The 22,857-nt window shown below is 50.0% G+C and carries 22 protein-coding genes and 1 other annotated feature; all 22 genes read right to left on the reverse strand.

What is annotated here, in order from left to right; translation table 11 throughout:
* Positions 1-230: 230 nt before the first annotated feature.
* The 22 genes from ON063_RS01660 to ftsZ all read right to left on the reverse strand — a co-directional run bounded on the left by ON063_RS01660 (position 231) and on the right by ftsZ (position 22,852).
* Positions 231-1,169 (reverse strand): FUSC family protein, encoded by a 939-nt coding sequence (locus tag ON063_RS01660; RefSeq protein ID WP_274664015.1) that lies wholly within the window; start codon positions 1,167-1,169, stop codon positions 231-233.
* A complete protein-coding gene (locus ON063_RS01665; protein ID WP_274664016.1) occupies positions 1,166-1,996 on the reverse strand; it encodes a hypothetical protein in 831 nt (276 codons plus the stop codon). Before ON063_RS01665 ends, ON063_RS01660 begins: the two co-directional genes overlap by 4 nt.
* 89 nt (positions 1,997-2,085) lie before the next feature.
* Complete coding sequence (pyrE, locus tag ON063_RS01670; RefSeq protein WP_274664017.1) at positions 2,086-2,712, reverse strand: orotate phosphoribosyltransferase; 627 nt, start codon at positions 2,710-2,712, stop codon at positions 2,086-2,088.
* On the reverse strand, positions 2,696-3,400 hold the full coding sequence (pyrF, locus tag ON063_RS01675) for an orotidine-5'-phosphate decarboxylase (RefSeq protein ID WP_274664018.1): 705 nt from the start codon (positions 3,398-3,400) through the stop codon (positions 2,696-2,698). The genes pyrE and pyrF overlap by 17 nt, the downstream gene beginning before the upstream one ends.
* Positions 3,375-4,301 carry a dihydroorotate dehydrogenase gene (locus tag ON063_RS01680; RefSeq protein ID WP_274664019.1) on the reverse strand — a complete coding sequence of 309 codons (927 nt, stop codon included), beginning with the start codon at positions 4,299-4,301 and terminating at the stop codon, positions 3,375-3,377. Before ON063_RS01680 ends, pyrF begins: the two co-directional genes overlap by 26 nt.
* Positions 4,298-5,017: a dihydroorotate dehydrogenase electron transfer subunit gene (locus ON063_RS01685; RefSeq protein WP_274664020.1), complete on the reverse strand. Its 720-nt coding sequence runs from the start codon at positions 5,015-5,017 to the stop codon at positions 4,298-4,300. The genes ON063_RS01680 and ON063_RS01685 overlap by 4 nt, the downstream gene beginning before the upstream one ends.
* Positions 5,014-8,217 (reverse strand): carbamoyl-phosphate synthase large subunit, encoded by a 3,204-nt coding sequence (gene carB / locus ON063_RS01690; RefSeq protein WP_274664021.1) that lies wholly within the window; start codon positions 8,215-8,217, stop codon positions 5,014-5,016. Before carB ends, ON063_RS01685 begins: the two co-directional genes overlap by 4 nt.
* A 1-nt stretch (position 8,218) precedes the next feature.
* A complete protein-coding gene (locus ON063_RS01695; RefSeq protein ID WP_274664022.1) occupies positions 8,219-9,301 on the reverse strand; it encodes a carbamoyl phosphate synthase small subunit in 1,083 nt (360 codons plus the stop codon).
* A complete protein-coding gene (locus ON063_RS01700) occupies positions 9,279-10,559 on the reverse strand; it encodes a dihydroorotase (protein ID WP_274664023.1) in 1,281 nt (426 codons plus the stop codon). Before ON063_RS01700 ends, ON063_RS01695 begins: the two co-directional genes overlap by 23 nt.
* Positions 10,556-11,470 (reverse strand): aspartate carbamoyltransferase catalytic subunit, encoded by a 915-nt coding sequence (locus tag ON063_RS01705; RefSeq protein ID WP_274664024.1) that lies wholly within the window; start codon positions 11,468-11,470, stop codon positions 10,556-10,558. Before ON063_RS01705 ends, ON063_RS01700 begins: the two co-directional genes overlap by 4 nt.
* A gap of 129 nt (positions 11,471-11,599) precedes the next feature.
* The gene (locus ON063_RS01710) at positions 11,600-12,904 is read right to left on the reverse strand and encodes a uracil-xanthine permease family protein (protein WP_274664025.1); all 1,305 of its coding nucleotides are present in this window, start codon (positions 12,902-12,904) and stop codon (positions 11,600-11,602) included.
* A 50-nt stretch (positions 12,905-12,954) separates the two neighbouring features.
* A complete protein-coding gene (pyrR, locus tag ON063_RS01715) occupies positions 12,955-13,488 on the reverse strand; it encodes a bifunctional pyr operon transcriptional regulator/uracil phosphoribosyltransferase PyrR (protein WP_274664026.1) in 534 nt (177 codons plus the stop codon).
* A 200-nt stretch (positions 13,489-13,688) separates the two neighbouring features.
* A complete protein-coding gene (locus ON063_RS01720) occupies positions 13,689-14,600 on the reverse strand; it encodes an RluA family pseudouridine synthase (RefSeq protein WP_214691771.1) in 912 nt (303 codons plus the stop codon).
* On the reverse strand, positions 14,600-15,073 hold the full coding sequence (gene lspA, locus ON063_RS01725; RefSeq protein ID WP_214875366.1) for a signal peptidase II: 474 nt from the start codon (positions 15,071-15,073) through the stop codon (positions 14,600-14,602). Before lspA ends, ON063_RS01720 begins: the two co-directional genes overlap by 1 nt.
* A 57-nt stretch (positions 15,074-15,130) precedes the next feature.
* Positions 15,131-17,857 (reverse strand): isoleucine--tRNA ligase, encoded by a 2,727-nt coding sequence (gene ileS, locus ON063_RS01730; RefSeq protein WP_274664027.1) that lies wholly within the window; start codon positions 17,855-17,857, stop codon positions 15,131-15,133.
* A gap of 53 nt (positions 17,858-17,910) precedes the next feature.
* Positions 17,911-18,130: a binding site (T-box leader), on the reverse strand.
* A gap of 3 nt (positions 18,131-18,133) precedes the next feature.
* A complete protein-coding gene (locus tag ON063_RS01735; protein ID WP_074034869.1) occupies positions 18,134-18,682 on the reverse strand; it encodes a DivIVA domain-containing protein in 549 nt (182 codons plus the stop codon).
* A 19-nt stretch (positions 18,683-18,701) separates the two neighbouring features.
* Positions 18,702-19,472 carry a YlmH family RNA-binding protein gene (locus ON063_RS01740; RefSeq protein WP_274664028.1) on the reverse strand — a complete coding sequence of 257 codons (771 nt, stop codon included), beginning with the start codon at positions 19,470-19,472 and terminating at the stop codon, positions 18,702-18,704.
* A 3-nt stretch (positions 19,473-19,475) separates the two neighbouring features.
* The gene (locus ON063_RS01745; protein WP_074034873.1) at positions 19,476-19,745 is read right to left on the reverse strand and encodes a YggT family protein; all 270 of its coding nucleotides are present in this window, start codon (positions 19,743-19,745) and stop codon (positions 19,476-19,478) included.
* Between the two features lie 4 nt (positions 19,746-19,749).
* Positions 19,750-20,220, reverse strand: coding sequence for a cell division protein SepF (locus ON063_RS01750; RefSeq protein ID WP_214691768.1), 471 nt, complete (start codon positions 20,218-20,220; stop codon positions 19,750-19,752).
* A 23-nt stretch (positions 20,221-20,243) separates the two neighbouring features.
* Complete coding sequence (locus ON063_RS01755; RefSeq protein WP_274664029.1) at positions 20,244-20,897, reverse strand: YggS family pyridoxal phosphate-dependent enzyme; 654 nt, start codon at positions 20,895-20,897, stop codon at positions 20,244-20,246.
* Positions 20,894-21,655 (reverse strand): peptidoglycan editing factor PgeF, encoded by a 762-nt coding sequence (gene pgeF / locus ON063_RS01760; protein WP_274664030.1) that lies wholly within the window; start codon positions 21,653-21,655, stop codon positions 20,894-20,896. The genes ON063_RS01755 and pgeF overlap by 4 nt, the downstream gene beginning before the upstream one ends.
* 54 nt (positions 21,656-21,709) lie before the next feature.
* Positions 21,710-22,852, reverse strand: coding sequence for a cell division protein FtsZ (gene ftsZ, locus ON063_RS01765; RefSeq protein ID WP_274664031.1), 1,143 nt, complete (start codon positions 22,850-22,852; stop codon positions 21,710-21,712).
* Between the last annotated feature and the right edge of the window lie 5 nt (positions 22,853-22,857).

Genomic DNA, 22,857 nt, shown 5'->3' on the forward strand with positions numbered 1-22,857 from the left:
CAAAGTTCTGTACTTTTCGTTGCATTATTGTGCACATTTGTATTGCAAAATACAAATTACGGTGAAATCATCTATCTCTAATTCCGCGCTCTTTATATTAGCTAATCTTTCCCATTTAATTTTCATTTAATTTACCTGCCTCTTGGTTAGAATTTATTATAAAAATTCATTACCACATGTGTATGTTTATATTCGTCATAAAAAAATTAAACCCTTGTATTAGTTCAAAGTCAGTTTGTCGGGTCATGCTTAAATGCCTCGAGCTGTTCATGATAATCGAGCAAATGCCCGTGTAAAATTTCTGAAACGGATAAATCTTCATGCGGCAACCTAAAGAGCGAATACGGTTTATCGCACGTATAGAGAATATCGTGATGATGCGCGAGTAAGTATAAGAACTCCGATTCGAACGCCTGACGTTCTTCCTCGCTCATGAGTAAAAAGGCTTCCCGATGCTCGGCTAGACTTTCTAGCAACAAGACGAGCTTGTCTTCGAGATGAATGAGCAAGCGATACTGCTTGATTGTCATATACTTCAATTTCACGTTCGTCACTTTCATATCCTCTTGAAGCATCATATGCAGCTCCTGATGACCGAGGATGCGGGCGCGCGTCTCTAACAGTTCCGCCGGTGAACCGACAAGTTCACGCCAATGGTGGAACAAATAAGATGAAGTCTTTCTGACCTCGCTCAACAAACGATCTTCATACCGCGGTGGCAAGAACGCATAGTTCACACCGAGTGAGACGAATACACCGACTGCCGTCAACAATGAGCGTGTCCATGCATAATGGAAGAAATCCGAAGTCGGGTTTTCTAACATCATGACGATGGCGAACGCCGCGTACGTCGACATGTGTGTCTTATCGAATGTCGTATTGAGCGTGAGCGACACGATGACCGCTAGACCAATGGAAATGGGATTGACGCCGAACAAATAGACGATGAACAGCCCACACATGAGACCGACGACCGTTCCGAATATTCGACTGAACACGATTTTAGACGAGCGCTTGACGGTCGGTTGCATCGCCACGACTGCTGCGATTGCACCCATTCCAGAATAAATTCCGAATACATACCACGAGATTGCGACGGTGATTGATACGGCAATCCCGGTCTTTAACGTACGAAGCCCGATTTTCGGGATGTAGCGTTTTCCATTCATTTCAGTTCGACCTTCCCTGTCTCAGAAATCAACTCAACGACAGGTCGATTCGATGTCGACAACTGATAGACACCCGGTTCGACTTCTTTGTAACGGTCGCTACTTGAAATTTTCCCAGTCGTCGTCACGTTCACTTGCCCTGTCGCGTGTTTTGGCGCATAACTAAGCGTTCCTGCTTCCGTTTGAACCGTCATCGCCTGGTTCACGACGACGTCTGTGATGGTCGCATGACGATAAGAACGGATATCTCCCGTTACGAGACGTGCGGATTCGATTGTCGTATCACTCTTCGTCTCAATTCGCAGACGATCACTATCAATTTGCTTCAAATTGACGGCGTTCGCATTCATCACAATCGTTTTCACGTTTAACCCTTGCCCGGTCACTTGTTCAGCACCGAGATGGACCGAGGTCATCGAACTCGGTAAGGCAACGCGAAGCTTATAGCGGGACGGTTCATCACTTGCCCGACTGCCGAAATAACTGAACCATCCATACCGCTCGACGACATAGATAGTATCGCCGACCGATTTGACTTTGATACGTCGTTCTTTCGAATTGGTCTGCACCACTTCGATCTGTACTTTTTCATTTGGACTACGCACGAACTCGACATTCCCATGATACGTCTCGAGTCGTAACTTCTTCATTTGGTATCGATCTTCATACTGGTCCCCTAACGCCAACAAATGGCTGAATACGAATAAATTCACGAGAAAGAGCGTTGGGATGACCGTCAAGACGAGACCGAAGGCGATTTTACGATGTTTCGGGATTGCCCGAAATCGTGCGCTCCATGTTTTTTCTTTGCTTCTTGAATACGCCATATGCCTCTCCTTCTTGGTTCACTTTCATCAGTTTACCATGAAGTATGACATATGCCGAATCGAAAAAGAATCCGCCCGAAGGTGGATTCTTAAGATGTGACGAGGTCGCTCCAGGCGCGAGGGTCTTGTTGCCACTCGCGAAGAGAGTGAATCTCTGATTGGGTTAAGTTCCCTGTCGATTCCGCAACCTCGACCAATTCAGGGAATGTCGTCAATGAAGTGGCATTGATATTTGCATCCGCTAAATTCTTCTCTAAAATCGGCAATCCGTAAGAGAAGATGGCTTGAATGCAGACGACCTCACCGCCCGCTTCACGAATCGCATGGGTTGCATCAATACTCGACATACCCGTCGACAACAAATCTTCGATGACGAGCACGCGTGCCCCGCGATCGAGTTTCCCTTCGATTTGATTCCCTTTCCCATGTCCTTTCGCACTCGAGCGGACGTAAATGAATGGTAGACCGAGACGGTCGGCAAGTAAAGCGCCGTGTGGGATACCGGCTGTTGCCGTTCCCGCGATGACATCGACTTCTGTTGATCCGACTGCATCCACCAATCCATCGATGATTATGTTACGGATGTCGGGATAACTGAGCGTTAACCGGTTGTCACAATAGATTGGGCTTCTCAACCCGCTCGACCATGTATATGGCTCCGTCGGTGATAATGTGACGGCTTTGATTTGTAATAAGGCTTCAGCGATTTGTTTCATATGATTGTCCCCATTCCATCATAAATTGTTCGTACATGGCTAACGGATCATTTGCGCGTGTGATCGGGCGACCGACGACGATCGCATGAACACCGGCCAGTCTCGCTTCATGCGGCGTCGCGACACGTACCTGGTCGTCATCGGTTTGACCGAGTCGAATCCCAGGTGTGACCGTCATAAACGCGTCACCGAGTTCCTGATGAATCATCTTCGCTTCCTGAACAGAGGCGACGACACCATCAAGTCCCGCCTGCTTAGCGAGCGATGCCTGACGGATTACAGCTTGGTCGAGGCGTCCCGGAATCCCGAGCTCCGTCTGCATCATCCGTTCATCCGTGGATGTCAATTGGGTGACACCGATCAAACGGGTCGTGTCATTTCCTTGACGAAGCCCATCCAACGCGTAGCGCATCATCTTTTCACCGCCTAGCGTATGCACGTTCGTCTTCGCGACCCCAAGCTTTCCGATTTGACGCATCGTGCGACGTGCCGTCTCTGGAATGTCATGTACTTTCACATCGAGAAAGACCGGATATCCGAGGTCGACCAACTCTTCGACAAAGCGTCCACCTTCCCGATAAAACAGTTCCATCCCTACTTTGACAGCAGGACGGTCCGGGAACGGTTTTAATAAATGAAGCGCCTCATCGCGTGTCTCCACGTCAAGGGCGAGATACAAGTTGTGCATATGCTTTCCCCCTCACGTCCATTATATGATCGATTCCAAGTGAATCGAGTCGTGCCGGTAATGCCTCGATGATTTCTTGACAAACATATGGATTTTCAAAATTTGCGGTACCGACCGCAACGGCGGACGCTCCCGCATAGATGAATTCGAGAACGTCGTCGACCGTCCGAACGCCGCCCATGGCGATGATTGGAATATCGACCGCTTGCGCGACTTCATATACCATCCGGACCGCCACCGGTTTAATGGCTGGACCTGATAATCCGCCGATTCGATTCGCCAAGATCGGTTGCCCGGTCTGGATATCGATTCGCATCCCGACGAGCGTATTGATCATCGTCAAGCCGTCCGCCCCAGCCGCTTCGACTGCACGCGCCATGTCAGTGATCGACGTGACGTTCGGGGACAGCTTCACATAGACCGGCTTACTTGAAGCCGCTTTGACGAGTCTCGTCAATTCCGCAGCCATCACAGGATCCGTCCCAAACTGCATGCCCCCACACTTCACGTTCGGACATGAGATGTTCAGCTCGATGGCTTTGATGGTCGGGTCCGTACTGATGCGACGTGCGACTTCCACATATTCATCAGGCGTCGACCCGGCGACGTTGGCGATGATCTCTGTATCGAAAGTGGAGAGGAACGGCAATTTCTCCTCGATGATTGCATCGACCCCTGGATTTTGAAGGCCGATTGCATTGAGCATCCCTTGCGCCGTCTCTGCGACACGTGGCGTCGCATTTCCGAATCGGGACTCTTCTGTCGCTGCCTTGATCATGATGCCGCCTAAGATGGAGAGGTCATACAGTTTGGCAAACTCTTCCCCGAATCCGAAACATCCAGAAGCCGGGATGATCGGATTTTTCAACTGGAGTCCTGGTAACTCGACATGTAATCTCATAACAGCACCTCTTCCGCATTGAATACCGGTCCATCGCTACATACTTTCACATAGCCTTCCGGCGCTTTGCAGACGCAAGCAAAACAAGCGCCAATGCCACAACCCATTCGATTTTCAATCGAGACGTAACGCTCAGGAATCGGTGAAGCGGCGACCGCCTTCAACATCGCTTCTGGACCACAGCTGAATAACACGTCCGCATCGATGCGTGCGAGTGGTCCCGTCACAAATCCGCGTTCCCCGTGGCTCCCGTCAACGGTCGTGATGATTGTTTCCCCGAGCTCTTGAAATGCTTCTTCATAAAAGACGCTCTCTTTTGAATCAAACCCAAGTATCGCAATCGTCTCAATCCCCATCTCATGTAGACGACGTCTGACGTAGTAAAGGGGAGGTACCCCGATTCCACCACCGACAAGGACAATCCGTTTCCCATGTTGTGCGAGCGGAAACCCGTTGCCGAGCGGTCCAAGGACGTCAAGCGTGTCCCCGACACGCTTTCTTGCCAACTCGGAAGTCCCTTCTCCGATTATCTTATATAAAAATGTGACTTCTTCTCCTTCAACGTTCGCCACCGACAACGGTCGACGTAACAGACCGGACGTCTTGATGTGAAAGAACGTCCCTGGGGCGATTTCCACCCCAGGACAACGTACTTTCATCTCCATCGTCGCTTTTGCGATTTGGCGATTGCTGATGATGGTGACGTCACGTCTCATACCATCACCCCAAACTTCGTGAATGCCGGAATGCTGACCGTTTGGAACGACAGGCTTTCAATGACTTGTAGTAGCGCTTCGACCGTGTCGAGCGACGTGAGGCACACTGTGCCTTGCTCGGCGGCCGTACGACGAATCAAGAAGCCGTCTTTCGTCACGAGTGCGTCGCGACTCGTCGTATTGATGATCAAGTCGACTTCCCCGCGTTCGATCACGCTGAGCATCGTCTCACCTGATTCTTGAATCTTCCCGACCCGACGAACGCGCATCTGCTCCGCTTCTAGTCCATCTGCCGTACCGCTCGTCGCCATGAGACGGAAGCCGAGACGGTCAAATCGTTTGGCTAAGGCAATCGCCTCATCCTTGTCGTGATCTGCGATTGTCATGAGGACGTTTCCTTTTAAGGCGATGTTCATTCCAGCTGCCACAAGACCTTTATAGAGTGCCTTTTCAAGAGTCCGGTCTGTTGCCATGACTTCCCCTGTCGATTTCATCTCAGGTCCAAGCGACGGATCGACTTCTTTCAATTTCGCGAAAGAGAAGACCGGCACTTTGACAGAGATGCTGTCTGACTCGGGATGGATGCCTGTTCCAAGACCAAGTTCTTTCAAGCTCGTTCCGAGAATTGTTTGCGTCGCAATTCGTGCGACCGGTAAACCTGTCACTTTTGAGATGAACGGAACCGTTCGGCTCGCACGCGGGTTTACTTCGATGACATACAAATCATCTGCATAGACGAACTGGATGTTCAGAAGCCCTTTGATGCGGAACGCTTTCGCCAACTTGATTGTGTAGTCGACGACTTTTTGCTTCAGCGCGTCACTGAGGCGTTGTGGTGGATATACTGCAATCGAGTCACCAGAGTGTACACCGGCTCGTTCGATATGCTCCATGATGCCTGGGATATAGACGTCCGTCCCGTCACAAATCGCGTCGACTTCAATCTCAATCCCCGTTAAATAGCGGTCGATAAGAACTGGGCGATCTTTCGAGGCGATGACGGCGTTTCGCATGTAACGCTCGAGCTCTGACTGTTCATATACAATCTCCATCGCCCGTCCCCCGAGGACGTAAGATGGTCGGACGAGTACCGGATAACCGAGTTCATTCGCACATGCAACCGCCTCTTCGACATTCGTCGCCGTCTTCCCTGGTGGTTGGGCCAATCGTTCAGCCGACAAGGTAGCTTCGAACGCTTTCCGGTCTTCGGCGCGATCGATGTCTTCTAATGATGTCCCAAGAATTTTCACGCCGTTCGCTTCGAGCGATGCCGCTAAGTTGATGGCGGTCTGTCCACCGAATTGAACGATGACGCCGAGCGGATTCTCGTTATCGATGACTTCTAACACATCTTCTGTCGTCAATGGCTCGAAGTACAGACGATCAGAGATGGAGAAGTCTGTCGAGACCGTCTCTGGGTTGTTGTTGATGATAATGGCTTCATATCCGGCATCACGAATCGTCTGAATCGAATGAACGGTCGCATAGTCGAACTCGACACCTTGACCGATTCGAATCGGTCCTGATCCGAGGACGAGGATTGATGGGCGGTCTGTCTTCACCGCTTCGTTCTCCACTTCATATGTTCCGTAAAAATATGGCGTCTCCGATGCGAATTCCGCCGCACACGTATCGACCATCTTATACACAGGGCGGATGTTCCATCCGTGACGTTGCGCACGAATCGTCTCAACGTCTGTCTCAAGGATTCGGGCAATGGCGACGTCACTGAAGCCAAGTCGCTTCACGTCGAGCAAACGCTCTGACGTCAATGGCTCCGATGCGAGCTGTTGCTCGGTCTGCCAAATATGGTTCAGTTTGTGTAAGTAGAAACGATCGATCTTCGTCAATTGATGAAGCGCTTCTACCGTGTATCCGCGGCGAAGAGCCTCGTATACCATGAACAAGCGCTCGTCCGTCGGATGAACGAGACCATGCTCGAGCTGTTCCGTGCCCAAGTCCTTAAGTTGCGGGAGATATAATTCCTCCATCCCGAGTTCGAGCGAGCGCACGGCTTTTAATAGCGCCTCTTCTAAGTTTCGACCGATGGCCATGACTTCACCCGTCGCTTTCATTTGTGTGCCTAAGCGGCGATCCGCGGACTCAAACTTATCGAAAGCGAAACGAGGGATTTTGGCGACAACATAATCAAGTGCTGGCTCAAATGATGCGTAACTCGTCTCGGTGACCGGGTTTTTCAGTTCTGACAACTTATAGCCGACAGCGACTTTTGCAGCGAGTTTGGCAATCGGATAGCCTGTCGCTTTTGATGCGAGCGCCGAGCTTCGTGAAACCCGTGGGTTCACTTCGATGACGTAGTATGTGAAGCTATCTGGGTCGAGAGCGAACTGGATGTTACATCCTCCTTCAATCCCGAGTGCCCGGATGATGTCGAGCGAGACGCTACGAAGCATCTGATAATCGCGGTCCGATAACGTCTGAGTCGGTGCGAATACGATTGAGTCTCCCGTATGGACACCGACCGGGTCAAAGTTTTCCATCGCACAGACGATGATGGCCTGGTCGCTCGAGTCACGCATCACCTCAAATTCAACTTCTTTCATCCCGGCAATCGACTTCTCTAACAACACTTGCGTCACTGGACTCGCCTTTAAACCAGATTCGACGATTTGCTCAAATGATTCACGGTCATGGGCAATCCCTCCACCGGTTCCGCCGAGCGTGTAAGCAGGTCGAATGATGATCGGATATCCGATACGCTCTGCAAATCCCCAAGCAGAATCGAGCGTATGGACGATTTCACTCTCAGGAACGCCATGCCCGAGTTCGAACATGAGGTTTCGGAACTGCTCACGGTCTTCAGCTTGCACGATGGCCGCTAGGTTCGTTCCGAGTAATTCCACCCCACAATCGCGTAATACTCCCCGCTTATCGAGTTCAAACGCCAAGTTCAATCCTGTCTGACCACCGAGTGTCGCGAGTAGCGCATCCGGGCGTTCTTGGCGGATGATTCGCTCGACGAATTCGGGTTCGAGCGGTTCGATATAGACGCGGTCCGCTGTCGTCGGGTCCGTCATGATCGTCGCCGGGTTCGAGTTGACGAGAATGACCTCGTATCCTTCTTCTTTCAAGGCGAGACATGCCTGTGTACCAGCATAATCAAATTCTGCTGCTTGTCCGATCACAATCGGTCCTGATCCGATCACAAGGATTTTCTGAATATCTGGTCGTTTTGGCATGTCAAATTCCCACTTTCTGTTTGTTTTCTTGAACGAGTTGCATGAAACGGTCAAATAAATCGTTGGCGTCAAATGGTCCTGGTGCCGCTTCCGGGTGATACTGTACCGAGAATGTCGGATGATGCAGATGTTTCACTCCTTCGATCGTGCCGTCGTTGACCGCGCGATGCGTCACGATGAGCGCTGTATCGAGTAGTGATGCCTCCTCTACTGCGTATCCATGGTTTTGAGATGTGATCGTCACGGCGCCTGTCTCTAATTCAAGGACAGGATGGTTCGCCCCACGGTGTCCGAACGGAAGTTTGAATGTGTTTGCCCCGTTCGCGAGCGCGATCAGTTGATGACCGAGACAAATCCCGAACATCGGTGTCGTCGTCATGAGTTGTTGAATGAGTGGAATCGCTGTCGGGACGTCTTTCGGATCCCCCGGTCCGTTCGACAACATGATGCCATCTGGCTCGTACCGCAACACGTCTTCTGCAGTAGTGTCATGTGGGAAGACGATGACTTCACAGTCCCGCTTCATCAACTCGCGCATGATGCCAAGTTTGGCCCCGAAGTCGATCAACGCGATCCGTGGACCCGTACCCGTACTTACATACGTCCGTTTCGTCGAGACGCGTGCGACTTGATCGTTCGGAGACAGTTCGTTAAAGCGAGACTTTACCTCGTTCCATGTCAACTCACCATCGACGAGGACACCTCGCATGACACCTTGCGCCCGTAAGTGACGTGTCAACATACGCGTGTCGATATCGGATAACCCTGGGATACCAAAGCGAGTAAGCGTTGCATCTAGCGTCGCCGTGGAACGGAAGTTCGACGGTGTGCCGCAAGCCTCTTTTACAATCAATGCTTTTGCCATCGGAACTGTCGTTTCGAAGTCTTCACGATTGACACCGTAGTTTCCGATCAACGGGTTCGTCAGCACGATCATCTGGTCGCAATACGACGGATCCGACAAAATTTCTTGATAACCGGTCATACCTGTTTGGAAGACGACTTCCCCCATCGTATCCGCTGGTGCCCCGAATCCTTTACCGACAAATTTCATTCCATCCTCAAGCCATAATGTTCGTTTCATCAAATCGCCCCTTATATACAATTTCGCCACCGACCATCGTCATGACCGGCCATCCGACAAGTTGTTTCCCCGTAAACGGTGTGTTCTTTCCTTTTGAATAGAACGTCGACGGATCCACCACTCGCGTCGTATCTGTATCGATCAGTACCAAATCGGCATCCGCCCCAACTTTCAGTTCACCTCTTGATAATCCAAATACGTCGCTCGGACGCTTCGTCATCCAGTCGATTAACTGATGTTCTTCCATGATGCCCGTCTTCACGAACGTCGTGTACAGAAGCGGGAACGCCGTCTCAAATCCGGTAATCCCGAATGGTGCACGCTCGATCCCTTGCGCTTTTTCCTCAGCCGTATGTGGGGCATGGTCTGTCGCAATCATGTCGATCGTTCCATCGAATAATCCTTCAAGAAGCGCCTGTCGATCGTCCTCGCTTCGGAGCGGAGGATTCATCTTGAAGTTGGCATCGAGCCCTGGGATATCGTCTTCGCTCAAGACGAGGTGGTGAGGAGTCACTTCGGCGGTCACTTGAATACCTGCCCGCTTCGCATCACGGATGACACGGACCGATTGCCGCGATGAGACGTGACACACGTGATAATGACAGCCCGTTTCTTCAGCAATCAGCACATCTCGGGCGATATGGATACTCTCTGCAAGACTTGGAATCCCTTGAATCCCGTGCGCCTCACTGAACTTCCCTTCGTGGACCGATCCTGCTTTTAGCGTATTGTCTTCACAGTGTGCAACGACGGCCTTGTTCAAGCGTTTCGCTTCACGCATCGCTTGTCGCATCATCGCCGCTGATTGAACACCGACCCCGTCATCGGTGAAGGCGAATGCATCTGATAGAGATTCCATATCAACCTGTTCTTCACCGAGCTGCCGCTTCGTGATGGCAGCGTATGGAAGGACACGGACGATTGCATCTTGCTCAATCTTTTGGAGGAGCGCGTCCATCGTGACGCGATTGTCTGGTACCGGTCGCGTGTTGGGCATCGAACAGATTGTCGTGAATCCGCCCGCCGCTGCCGCCATCGTTCCCGTTTTGATCGTTTCTTTCGCTTCGCCTCCCGGCTCACGCAAGTGGACGTGGACATCGACAAGTCCTGGTGCGAGCAAGTAACTCGTCGCATCGATGACTTCTTCCCCGGCTGTCGACCCGTTATAATCGAGCGATTCGATTTTCCCGTCTTTCAAGAGGATGTTTGTCGTTCGTTTTGTCCCGTTGTCATACCATGTCGCGTTTTGAAGTATCATTGTTGTCCTCCTAATGCTCGATTTAAGATGCTCATGCGTGCATAGACGCCGTTCTTCATTTGCGGGAAGATGCGTGAGCGTTCATGCTCGATCAGACTGCCCGCAATCTCGACATCTCGATTGACCGGTGCCGGATGCATGATGATGGCTCCTTCTTTCATCCGCTCGACTCGCTCGACCGTCAGTCCATATCGTGTGTGATATTCCTCTTTCGAGAAAATGTCTCCCATGATATGACGCTCGTGCTGAACCCGTAACAGCATGATGACGTCACTTTTTGCTAGCACATCATCAAGTTCTTTACGCTCAAGCCCCATGGAATCATCCCACCATGAGGCTGGGCTGCATCCGACGACGTTTGCCCCGAGACGCTTCAACACACTCGCATTCGATCGAGCGACGCGGCTGTGAACGAGGTCTCCACAGATGGCAACGTTCAATCCTTGGAACGTTCTGAACTCTTCAAAGATCGTGACGAGGTCGAGTAGGGATTGGGAAGGATGTTCGCCACTCCCGTCGCCCCCATTGAGTACGGGAATATTCAACTTCTCAACGAGTTCATGGTAGTATCCCGCTTCCGGATGTCGGATGACGAGTGCGTCAACTCCAATCGCTTCGAGCGTCTTGCATGTGTCGTACAGTGTCTCTCCTTTCGTGACCGATGACGTCGTCACATCGAACGGAATCTCTTGCATATTCAAGTGTCGCTCGGCCATTTGAAACGAGTTTTTCGTACGCGTCGAGTTTTCAAAGAACAGGTTTGCGACCGTCTTCCCATCAAATAGCGGGGGTAGGTCCCCTTGCTTATAGCGCAATGACTCTTCAATCATGCCCATGATCTCATCGAGTGAGAGTGTGTCTAAGCTGACGAAGTGTTTGACTGGTTTGACATTCGTTTGCATCGTATTCATGTTCGTCTCCTCCTTTTGTTAGAGGCAAAGAGAAAAGGCGCCTCTTCACCGATGTGAAGGGACGCCTTTATTTGGGCAAGGTACACCCAAATAAACGAGCCTTCACTTTGCCGACCTCACGGGATCGAATTAAAAGTTACTTGCTTGTTTCGTTTCTTCAGTTGTGTTGACTTGCACGACCGTCTCGACTTCTTCTTTCGGTAAGATGGCGTTTAAGAGAATCCCGACGACCGTCGCGAGCGCCATCCCTTGTACAGGGAAGCTGCCGAGTTGAATCATCGCACCACCTAGCCCGATGACGAGGATGACCGATGAGATGATCAAGTTGCGTTTTTCTGCCAAATCGACGTTGCTCTCCACCATCGTCCGTAGTCCGTTCGACGCGATGACCCCGAATAAGAGGATCGAGATGCCCCCTTTGACCGGATTCGGAATCGTTGAGATGAATGCCTCGATATGACCGAGGAATCCGAAGCTGATAGCCATGAGCGCCGCTCCAGCGATGACATAGACACTGTAGACGCGTGTGATGGCCATGACGCCGTTGTTTTCACCGTATGTCGTACATGGTGGACCACCGAGTGCGGAAGCGACTGCTTTCCCTACCCCGTCACCGAGTAGCGTGCGATGGAGGCCAGGATCTTTCATCGTCTCTCGTCCGATGATTTTAGATGTGACCATTTGATCGCCGATATGCTCGGTCATTGTGACGAGTGCGACCGGTACGATCGCGAGGAGTGCACCGACTTGCCACATCGGCATGTAGTCGACGAACACCATCGTGAAGTCAGGGATTTGGAACAAGCTTGCTTGTTGGATTGGTGAGTAGTCGATGATTCCGAATGCTGCAGCAATCCCGTAGCCTCCGACGATTCCGAAAAGGATTGGAACCGCTCCCCAAACCCCTTTCAGTTTTGTCATGGCGAGCATCGTGATTCCAAGTGTCAAGAGTGCGATTGTCATGAACGTTCCATTATAAGCTCCGTCTTGATTCATCGACATGTCGATGGCGACCGGCGCGAGCGACAAACCGATGACCATGATGACCGGTCCGACGACGACTGGTGGGAGCAACCGGAGCAACCAGTTGACGCCTGTCTTATAGATGATCAAGGAAACGACACCGTATACTGAGCCGGCAATGATTCCGCCGAACAGTGCGGCTTCGACACCCCATTGCTGACTGACCGCAATGATTGGGGCGATGTAGGCAAAACTTGAACCGAGGTATGTTGGGACTTTGAAGCGCGTAATCGCTAAGAATGAGAGCGTGGCCACTCCTGAAGCGACGAGGGCGACCGATGTATTCAATCCTGTTAAAATCGGGACTAAAATCGTCGCTCCGAACATGGCGAAGACGTGTTGAAGACTGAATAACAGCCATTGTGGAAAGTGAGCTGGACGCTCGTGGATGTGTAGAACGGGTTGTTTCATATTGAATTTCTCCTTCCTGGCCTCTCTGGACCACCTTAAAGGTTTTAAGATTATTGCTGATTGATTGTCACTTCATCTGCCGTGTCGACTTCACTGAGTCGGACGACGACTTGCTCGGACTTCGATGTCGGAACGTTCTTCCCGATGAAATCAGGTCGAATCGGAAGCTCCCGATGTCCTCGGTCAATCAAGACCGCGAGTTGGATGTAGTCTGGGCGACCATGGTCAACGAGTGCGTCCATTGCGGCACGGACCGTTCGACCGGTATATAGGACGTCGTCGACGAGGACGACGGTCTTCCCATTAATGTCATGTGGCAACTCCGTTGCCTTCACTTCTGGGTCTAACGACTTCTTCGATAAGTCATCCCGGTAAAGCGTGATGTCGAGATTCCCGATTGCGACCGGCTTGCCTTCAATCTCTTCGATGCGGCGTGCGAGTCGGTCAGCGAGCGTCTCGCCTCTCGTCTTGATCCCGACGAGGACGACATCGTCGATTCCTTTGTTCCGCTCGATGATTTCATGAGCGATTCGTGTCAACGCTCGACGGATGGCTGATTCATCTAAAATGACGGACTGTTTCACGTCACTCCTCCTTTCATGCTTCATTCAAAAAAAGAAGACTCCCTCGTCCGGCTGGAAAGGGAGTCTTCATCAAAAACGGCAGTCTGGTGCCGGGTTGAATTGACGTTAGTGTGACCGCGGTCACAATCCTTTCACAGCCTCTCTGGACTGGGTTTAAAGGTGTTATGCTTCCTAGACTATAAATCGGAACGTGACAGAAGTCAACGAGTTTTCTCGATTTTATCTAACTTTGCAAGTTCTGCCTTAAAGTCTTCAGGAAGTGGTGCCTCAAATTCCATCCATTCTTTCGTACGTGGATGGTGGAAACCGAGCGTCGCCGCATGGAGGGCTTGACCGCCCAAATCAATCGTGCGACGTGGTCCATATTTCGGGTCTCCTGCGAGCGGATGCCCGATATAGCGCATGTGCACACGGATTTGGTGTGTGCGACCTGTCTCGAGTTTACACTCGACGAGCGTGAAGTCTTTGTAGCGCTCGAGCAAGCGGAAATGCGTCACCGCTTCTTTCGCATTCTTGTCCGTCACGGTCATACGCTGACGATCATTCGTATCGCGACCAATCGGTGCCTCGATCGTCCCGAGTTCGTGCACGAGTTCGCCGTGAACGAGCGCGATATATTCACGCTTGATCGTCTTGTCTTTCAATTGACTCGCAAGTGATTCATGAGCCAAGTCATTTTTAGCGACCATAAGGAGACCTGTCGTATCTTTGTCGATTCGATGCACGATTCCAGGGCGCTTGACGCCATTGATGCCTGAGAGGTCATCACAATGTCCGAGAAGTGCATTGACGAGCGTTCCGGACGTGTGACCGGCAGCAGGATGAACGACCATCCCACGTGCTTTATTGACGACAATCATATCTTCATCTTCATATACGATTTCAAGCGGAATGTGTTCAGGTAACACTTCGAGTTCCACCGCTTCCGGGACGTTCACTTCGATTTCATCGCCCACTTGGAGCTTATAGTTTGGTTTGACAGCACTCCCATTGACGAGAAGTGCCCCTGTCTTAATCCATTCTTGTACTTGTGAGCGTGACCATTCTCCACGGTCGCTCACCCACTTGTCGATCCTTGCCTTTTCATCGGCGACAAAAGTATAGGATTCCATTACGATTGTCCCCTTTCTTTGTGTAATTTTTCTTCAAATAAAATCCCGATGACCATCAAGATGACACCAAACGTGAGTGCCATATCGGCCACGTTAAAAATCGGGAAGTTGTAGCCAAACGGATACGTATCAACAAAATCGACGACTTCACCGCGGAACAGTCGATCGATAAAGTTACCAATCGCACCGGCCAGGAGCAGTCCAACACTGTATCCGAGAAGCTGATACCCGTTCACTTCTTTATGCAGGAAGTAAACAAGACCCGCAACGACGAGAATCGTGATGACGAAGAAGAACGCCATCTGTCCTTCTAACATCCCCCAAGCCGCTCCTTTATTGCGATAAGAGGTCCAGTATAACAAGTTCGGGATGACTTCAATCGATTGACCGATTGTCATCGTCTGAACGACCACCCATTTTGTGAGTTGATCGAGCAGAATCAAGATGACGGCCAATCCGTAATATCGTTTCATATGCGTCTCCTTTCAAGCCGTTAAGAAACCGGAGTGGGGACGCCACTCCGGTTCGTCTTAACCGATTACTGATGCACAGCGTGGGCAAAGCTCAGGATGCTCTTCGTTTTGTCCAAGCTCTGTCGAGTATGTCCAACAACGTGCACAAGCGGCACCATCTGCTTTCTTGACTGTGATTTTCGTCGTCGCATAATCGACGTCTGCCGTCTCAGCCCATTCTACTTGTGATACTTGAAGCAACTGACTGACGTTATCGATTGTTTCCAATAACGCGGCAGTCTCTGCTTTCGGTGCGAGAATCAATTTTGCCTCGAGCGGTTTCCCGATCAATTTCTCGCCACGTGCGATTTCGATCGCTTTGAGGACATCGTCACGGAAGACGAGGAATTTCGACCATTTCTCAAGCAACGCTTGCTCGTCAGCAGTCAATGCATCCACTTCTTCTAGATCCGTCAAGAAGATGCTTGCTTCCGACTTCCCAGGAACCTCTTTCCACGCCTCATCGGCAGTGTGTGGAAGGACTGGAGCCAAGAGCTTCGTCAAAAGGACGACCGCATCGTACATGACCGTCTGAACGGCACGACGGCGGAGATCGTCTTCACGCTCGATATAAAGGATATCTTTTGTAAAGTCGAGATAGAACGATGACAACTCGTTAACGCAGAAGTTATGAACGAGATGATACACCGCCATGAAGTCAAACGTGTCATACGCTTTGACCACTTTTGCTTGGAGTTGTTTCAGTTTCGTTGCCATGAAGCGATCTGCCTCTGGCATGTCGTTGAATGCGACACGCATCGACGGATTAAATCCGTTCAAGTTTCCAAGAAGGAAACGAATCGTGTTACGCATCTTACGGTATACTTCTGACACTTGTTTAAAGTTGTCGTGTGAAGCGCGAACATCAGACTGATAGTCGACCGACGCGACCCAAAGACGAACGATTTCAGCACCATATTGCTTCACGAGGTCGTTTGGCGCAATCGTGTTACCGAGTGATTTCGACATCTTACGTCCATCACCGTCAAGAACGAAACCGTGGCTCAAGACGTTTCGGTATGGCGCTTTGCCCGTCGTCGCAACAGCTGTTGAGAGTGACGAGTTGAACCAACCGCGGTATTGGTCAGATCCTTCAAGATAAAGGTCAGCCGGGCGACGTAGGTTTTCACGTTCCTCTAATACACCAGCGTGTGAAGAACCTGAATCGAACCAGACGTCCATGATGTCGAGTTCTTTACGGAATTCGCCGTTCGGGCTGTTCGGATGCGTGAATCCTTCAGGAAGAAGGTCTTTTGCTTCACGCTCATACCAGACGTTCGAGCCGTGCTCACGGAATAAGTTTGCGACGTGGTCGATCGTCTCGTTCGTGATGATTTCCGTTCCATCCTCTGCATAGAAGATTGGGATCGGCACGCCCCATGCACGTTGACGACTGATGACCCAATCTCCACGGTCACGGACCATGTTGTAAAGACGTGTCATTCCCCATTCCGGAACCCAGTTCACTTCTTCGATTTCACGGAGCATATCTTCACGGAAATCTTTGATGGAAGCGAACCATTGCGGTGTCGCACGGAAGATGACCGGTTTTTTCGTACGCCAGTCATGCGGGTACGAGTGTTTGATGAACTTCAAGTTGAGCAAGTAGCCGTTCTCTTCAAGTTTCATCCCGATTTGTTTATTCGCATCTTCATAGAACAACCCTTCGAAACCAGGCGCTTCTGCCGTCATGTAACCACGGTCATCGACCGGGCAAAGGACATCCAAGCCGTAAGCCTGTCCGACACGATAGTCATCTTCCCCGTGCCCTGGTGCTGTATGGACGAGTCCAGTCGCATCCGCTGTGACGTGGTCGCCGAGCATGACGAGTGATGTGCGGTCATACAACGGATGTTGAGCCGTCATATATTCAAAGTCGCGACCGTTCCATGAACCGCTCACAGTGTAATCAGTCCAGCCGAGCGCAGTCGTCACTTCTTCAACGAGCGTCTCTGCGACGATATAGCCTTTTCCTTCGTGTTCGATGCGCGTGTACGTCAATTCATCACTCACTGCGATTCCGAGGTTCGCCGGGATTGTCCAAGGCGTCGTCGTCCAGATGACGAAATGATCGTCAGACGTCAATGTGTCTTTTCCGTCTACGACGCGGAATGCCACGTAGATGGCTGGTGATTTTTTATCGTAATATTCAATTTCCGCTTCTGCGAGTGCAGACTCCGAAGACGGCGACCAGTAGACTGGTTTCTTCCCTTTGTAGATGTATCCTTTTTCAGCCATCGTTCCGAACAAGCGGATTTGTGCCGCCTCATATTCCGGAAGGAGCGTGATATATGGATTTTCAAAGTCTGCAAGAAGACCGAGACGTTTGAACTGTTCACGTTGTGAGTTCACTTGTTCCATCGCATATTCTGCACACTTTTCACGGAATTCAGCGACCGTCATTTCTTTACGGTTGACGCCAGCTTTTTGAAGGGCGTTCTCGATTGGAAGACCGTGCGTATCCCAACCTGGAATCATTGGAGACTGGTATCCGTTCATCCCTTTGAAACGGACGATGATGTCTTTTAAGACTTTGTTCATCGCATGTCCCATGTGGATGTCGCCGTTCGCATATGGAGGACCATCATGTAAGATGTATTGTGGTTTCCCTGCATTTTTTTCTTGCACCTTGTTGTAAAGGTCCATGTCTTCCCATTCTGTTTGCATCGCTGGTTCGCGTTTTGGTAAATTCCCACGCATTGCGAATTCTGTGTTTGGCATTAATAGCGTGTCTTTGTAGTTCATCGAAACTCCTCCATCAACATTTTTTAGAAAACAAAAAAAACCAACCCATCCCTGATAGGGACGAGTTGGTTGACTCGCGGTACCACCCTACTAGTCTCACGTTCGTGAGACCGCTCTCGGTAACCGATAACGAGGTCAGGCGGTCACGCTTACTCTGGTTCAGCGTGACGACTCATAGGGGATACCGATTCGAGTCTTTCTCTTAGGCTCTCACCGTCCCTAAGTCGCTTCGTAGGTATGACTCGATCGACGCGTCCTACTCAACGTGTTGATCATTTATCCATGTTGTTCTTCATTCTGTGTGACTTCGTGGTCATTATACGCAAGTTCTGATCTATCGTCAAGAACCGTCTGCACAGGCGGCTCCCCGACAATCGTCTCCCACTCGGTGCTGTTTAAAAGCTCCATTTGGGCGTCGACGAGGACACGGAAACGTGTTCGATACAACTCGACTTTTTTGAGCATTTGAACGACTTCACGTTCTGCAAGTTGCTCTTTACGTGCCGCTTCTTCTTCACGAGCGTACGCTTCACGCTCCGCTTGTTTCAAGATGAGGCTCGCTTCTTTTTGCGCGTTGTTCTTCACTTCTTCCGCTGCTTCCTGCGCGACGATGATTGACTTGTTCAATGTATCTTCCATCGAGGAGAAGTAGTCAATGCGAGCTTGCATATCGTTGACAAGTTCTTCATACCGTCGATTCTCACGAATCAATAGTTCAAACTCTTTAATGATTTGATCTAAAAATTCATTGACCTCATCGATGTCGTACCCACGAAAACGGGAAGAGAATTCTTTATTATGAATATCAATCGGTGTCAACGCCATTCGACTTTCCTCCTAAAATTTAACGTATGGTCCCATACTGGATTTTAATCTTTTCACGTTTAGTCGAACCCAGAATCTCCATCATCTTAATACGACCGTATCCACGGACGGATAAAAGATCATCTGGTTCAAGCAAGAAGCTCGGATCTTCAATGACTTTATGATTCACTTTACAGTCACCGTGTTTCACGAGCGCCTGAGCTTTCTGACGAGATATGTTGAGTACCTCGCTCACGACCGTATCAAATCGTAACGAGGACACGATGCCGAAACCTTCGACCCACTCTGTTTTCGGAACGACGAGAATGTCTTCCTTCGCAACAGAAGAAATGCGAACTCTTGCTTTTCCGACACGTTCCAAGTTCATTTCGATGAACCCGACCGCTTCGCGAGTCGTAGCAAACTGGACAATCTCCTCTTCAAGGACGACGTCGCCAAATTTTTGACGCTTCAACCCTGCGTTGAGTAAAGTTCCAGTCACTTGCCGATGTGTCAGGTCAACAAATTTTGTCGGATATTCGATGCGACGAATCTCAATTTCAAAATCATCGGTATTCAGCTCATAATACTCTGGCGCCAAAATCAGCCGACGTCGTTCAGCTCCTTCAAACCCGCCATCGTCGTGAATGACGAGCTGTTTACCGACAAGCTGTTTGACGATTTGCTGTTCGCGAGGGTCTAAAAAGTCCGTCAACTTCAATACATAGCTGTTCTCGACTTGTTGTACCCAATCCAACACTTGTTCAACGAACGCCCGTTCAGTTGGTCGGTAGTGATCATAAACACTCATACATCACCCGAAAATGGCAGCGATACCGGCTTGTGCCATCCGAAGCACGAACAATGCGACGATTGGAGAGATATCGAGCATGCCACCGATTGGTGGGATAATCCGTCGGAACGGTGCTAAAAATGGTTCACATAAAAACGATAAAATTTGTCCGAACATGGATTCACGTGCGTTCGGGAACCATGATAATAAGATATAGCCAATCAGGACCCAACTATAAATACCAAGCAAAGTACTTAACGTATTGCCTAAGGCAGGGATTACGTTTTCCATTCAGTTACCACCCTTTACTGTGAAGTTCATCCTCCGAAATCAAGTTTGAGATTGAACCAGTCAATTCGACATTGTTCGGAGTACACAGAATCGTGTTATGTCCAATCGAAGTCATCGATCCTTCTAGCGCATATACGACACCAGAAAGGAAGTTGACGACTTGACGTGATTGCTCTTTTGACATGCGCTGAAGATTGACGATGACAGCACGGTTTTCTTTCAATTGATCGCTAATATCTTGCGCTTCAGCGAATACACGTGGTTCAGCCAATACGACTTTCGAGCGTTCTTTCTTCTTCGTATTCAATGCCACGAGATTATTTGCTGATTTTGGGCGATCTTCTTGTCTCACGACCGCTGTTTCAGTTGAAGAAGTTGCTGATGTGTTTGCGACGGCAAACTCTTCTTCTTCGTATGTGCTGTTCGGATCTTCCTCGAGTCCAAAGAAATCTTTCATTTTGTTTTTGATTGACATAACGGATTCCTCCTTAAGATATATTATTGCACAAGTACGGTACCAATACGAACAAACGATGCGCCTTCTTCAATCGCGATTGGATAATCGTTTGACATCCCCATCGATAGCTCCGTGCAAGGGGCGTGTTCAAACCCTTTTGCGGTCACTTCATCACGTAATCGACGTAAACGACCGAACGTCTCACGAAGGACTGACTCTTCTTCCGTGAACGGTGCCATCGTCATCAACCCGATGATTCGAATATGAGGATACTGTTTACAGTTCTCGATGAAAGGCATAACTTCCTCTATTTCAAGACCATGTTTTGAATCTTCTCCTGACGTATTCACTTGAACGAAACAATCGATCGTCTCGCTCGCTCGTTTATCGATCTCTGCAGCGAGTGATAAACGGTCCAATGAGTGAATAGCTGCCACGTGATCGATGATTTGTCTCACTTTACGTGTCTGTAACGTGCCGATGAAGTGAAACTTTGCGTCTTCTGGCATGCCGTTCACTTTCTCAAGTAAGGAATCTGGACGATTTTCACCGAAGTCACGAATCCCTTCTGCGTAGAGAGCATTAGCCACATCTACGCCTACCGACTTCGTGACGGCAATCAAAGTAGGCTCCACATCTTGAACGTGAGCTGCCATGATGGATTGAACTTGTTTTACGTTATCTGAAATACTCACAATTTACGCTCCTTGACGATGACTGCCGCAAATCGACGTTTCGTTTCTCCGTCTCGATACGAGAAAAACGGGGTGCTTGCGCCAGTCGATAAATTCGATTGCATGACGGACGTGTCATGTTCGTTTGCCAACACTTCATTGACGGCTTGGAGTGACAACAAGGCGTGGTCGCCTGACTCCTGTCGAACGGCTTTTTGATAGGCAGTCGGCGAAACGGATTGAACCGCATCTAGCACTCGACGATCGACCTCATATTCATTCCCAGCAATCGCTGGACCGACGAGCATGTCCACTTCTGTCGCATCGATGCCTTGTTCTTCAAACGCTTGGATCATGGACGTGACGATATTGCCGACGGTCCCTTTCCAACCCGCATGAGCGACACCGATGACTCCATGGTCTTTCGCACAGAAAAAGAGAGGTACGCAATCTGCAAAGACGAGAGCGAGCGGCAATGCTTCTTCTTTTGTGATCAGTCCGTCTGTTTGCGAAATCGCCTCGTCATATCGAAATGCACCTTTGCCCTTGTCCGCTGAATCCACGCTTTGGACCGTTGTCCCGTGCACTTGGTCGGCCCAAACGGAGTCTTCTAGCGAAAGATTCGCCTGTTGAAAGAACCATTGACGATTTTGAATGACTCCCTCAATATCATCGCCGACATGAAGACCGACGTTTCCGGCATTGTGTCCGTTCGTCCGTGTCGTCACGTAAGCGTGATAGCGATTCGTTTCGGTTTCCCATGTATGTAACAGTTGCATCGGTTTCTCCTTTTTTAGAAAAAGGGATGCCGAGTCACGGCACCCCCTTGTTGTTTAGTTACGGCGTTGTCTCACGAACGCAGGGATGTTGATCGTCTCGTCTGGGACGTCTCCTCCATACACTGGGCGATGGAAGTTCCCTTCGTCTTGTTGAGCCGCTTCATTTGCTTTTGGTTGGGGTTCCTTGTTCTCAACCTCTGGCTGTTTTTTCGGCTGCTGAAGGAACGGGTTTGTCCCTTGCGTTTCCTCAGCAAATTCAGTTGCAATCACGGTGACGATGATTTCATCGTTCAAGTTTTCGTTGATGACTGAACCGAAGATCAAGTTCACTTCTTCATCTGCGGCACTTTGAACGATTTGAGCTGCTTCTGTCACTTCATACAAGCTAAGGCTGAGCCCACCTGTAATGTTCATCAAGACACCTTTCGCTCCTTCGATTGAAGATTCGAGAAGTGGTGAAGAGATTGCTTTCTTCGCTGCTTCAACGGCACGGTTTTCACCTGTAGCAACACCTACACCCATAAGTGCAGATCCTTTTTCCGTCATGATCGTCTTCACGTCAGCGAAGTCAAGGTTGATGAGACCAGGGATGGCGATCAAGTCGGTAATCCCTTGAACACCTTGACGAAGGACGTTGTCCGCTTCACGGAACGCTTCAATCATCGGTGTGTTGCGTTCTACGATTTCAAGAAGCTTATCGTTTGGAATGACGATGAGTGTATCGACTTTTTCCTTAAACGCTTGAATCCCATGTTGCGCGTGTTGCATGCGCTTCCGGCCTTCGAACATGAATGGTTTTGTGACGACACCGACTGTGAGCGCGCCGATTTCTTTTGAAATCTCAGCGATGACCGGTGCAGCTCCAGTTCCTGTTCCGCCACCCATACCAGCCGTGACGAAGACCATATCCGCTCCATCAAGCGCTTCAATCAATTGTTCGCGGCTTTCTTCTGCCGCTTTTTTACCGATATCAGGATTCGCACCAGCACCGAGACCACGTGTCAATTTGGCACCAAGTTGAAGCTTCACATCGGCTTTCGACATATTCAAGGCTTGAGCATCTGTGTTGACAGCGATGAACTCAACTCCTTGTACCCCGTGTTCAATCATACGGTTAACGGCGTTTGAACCGCCGCCTCCGACTCCAATTACTTTAATTTTTGCTACGGCGTCAATCGCCTCATCAAAGTACATCATTCAGG

The sequence above is a fragment of the Exiguobacterium sp. B2(2022) genome (assembly GCF_028823655.1).
In the GTDB taxonomy this organism is placed as follows: domain Bacteria; phylum Bacillota; class Bacilli; order Exiguobacteriales; family Exiguobacteriaceae; genus Exiguobacterium; species Exiguobacterium aestuarii_A.

Bases quoted from the DNA above. Each gene is read 5' to 3' on its own strand.
- ON063_RS01705 (WP_274664024.1), bottom strand. From the start codon at position 11,470: ATGAATACGATGCAAACGAATGTCAAACCAGTCAAACACTTCGTCAGC.
- ON063_RS01735 (WP_074034869.1), bottom strand. From the start codon at position 18,682: ATGGCGTTGACACCGATTGATATTCATAATAAAGAATTCTCTTCCCGT.
- ON063_RS01700 (WP_274664023.1), bottom strand. From the start codon at position 10,559: ATGATACTTCAAAACGCGACATGGTATGACAACGGGACAAAACGAACG.
- ON063_RS01665 (WP_274664016.1), bottom strand. From the start codon at position 1,996: ATGGCGTATTCAAGAAGCAAAGAAAAAACATGGAGCGCACGATTTCGG.
- ON063_RS01720 (WP_214691771.1), bottom strand. From the start codon at position 14,600: ATGGAATCCTATACTTTTGTCGCCGATGAAAAGGCAAGGATCGACAAG.
- pyrE (WP_274664017.1), bottom strand. From the start codon at position 2,712: ATGAAACAAATCGCTGAAGCCTTATTACAAATCAAAGCCGTCACATTA.
- pyrF (WP_274664018.1), bottom strand. From the start codon at position 3,400: ATGCACAACTTGTATCTCGCCCTTGACGTGGAGACACGCGATGAGGCG.
- lspA (WP_214875366.1), bottom strand. From the start codon at position 15,073: ATGAAACGATATTACGGATTGGCCGTCATCTTGATTCTGCTCGATCAA.
- ON063_RS01695 (WP_274664022.1), bottom strand. From the start codon at position 9,301: ATGAAACGAACATTATGGCTTGAGGATGGAATGAAATTTGTCGGTAAA.
- ON063_RS01680 (WP_274664019.1), bottom strand. From the start codon at position 4,301: ATGAGATTACATGTCGAGTTACCAGGACTCCAGTTGAAAAATCCGATC.
- ON063_RS01685 (WP_274664020.1), bottom strand. From the start codon at position 5,017: ATGAGACGTGACGTCACCATCATCAGCAATCGCCAAATCGCAAAAGCG.
- ON063_RS01745 (WP_074034873.1), bottom strand. From the start codon at position 19,745: ATGGAAAACGTAATCCCTGCCTTAGGCAATACGTTAAGTACTTTGCTT.
- ON063_RS01660 (WP_274664015.1), bottom strand. From the start codon at position 1,169: ATGAATGGAAAACGCTACATCCCGAAAATCGGGCTTCGTACGTTAAAG.
- ON063_RS01710 (WP_274664025.1), bottom strand. From the start codon at position 12,904: ATGAAACAACCCGTTCTACACATCCACGAGCGTCCAGCTCACTTTCCA.
- carB (WP_274664021.1), bottom strand. From the start codon at position 8,217: ATGCCAAAACGACCAGATATTCAGAAAATCCTTGTGATCGGATCAGGA.
- pgeF (WP_274664030.1), bottom strand. From the start codon at position 21,655: ATGCAACTGTTACATACATGGGAAACCGAAACGAATCGCTATCACGCT.
- ftsZ (WP_274664031.1), bottom strand. From the start codon at position 22,852: ATGATGTACTTTGATGAGGCGATTGACGCCGTAGCAAAAATTAAAGTA.
- ileS (WP_274664027.1), bottom strand. From the start codon at position 17,857: ATGAACTACAAAGACACGCTATTAATGCCAAACACAGAATTCGCAATG.
- ON063_RS01750 (WP_214691768.1), bottom strand. From the start codon at position 20,220: ATGTCAATCAAAAACAAAATGAAAGATTTCTTTGGACTCGAGGAAGAT.
- ON063_RS01740 (WP_274664028.1), bottom strand. From the start codon at position 19,472: ATGAGTGTTTATGATCACTACCGACCAACTGAACGGGCGTTCGTTGAA.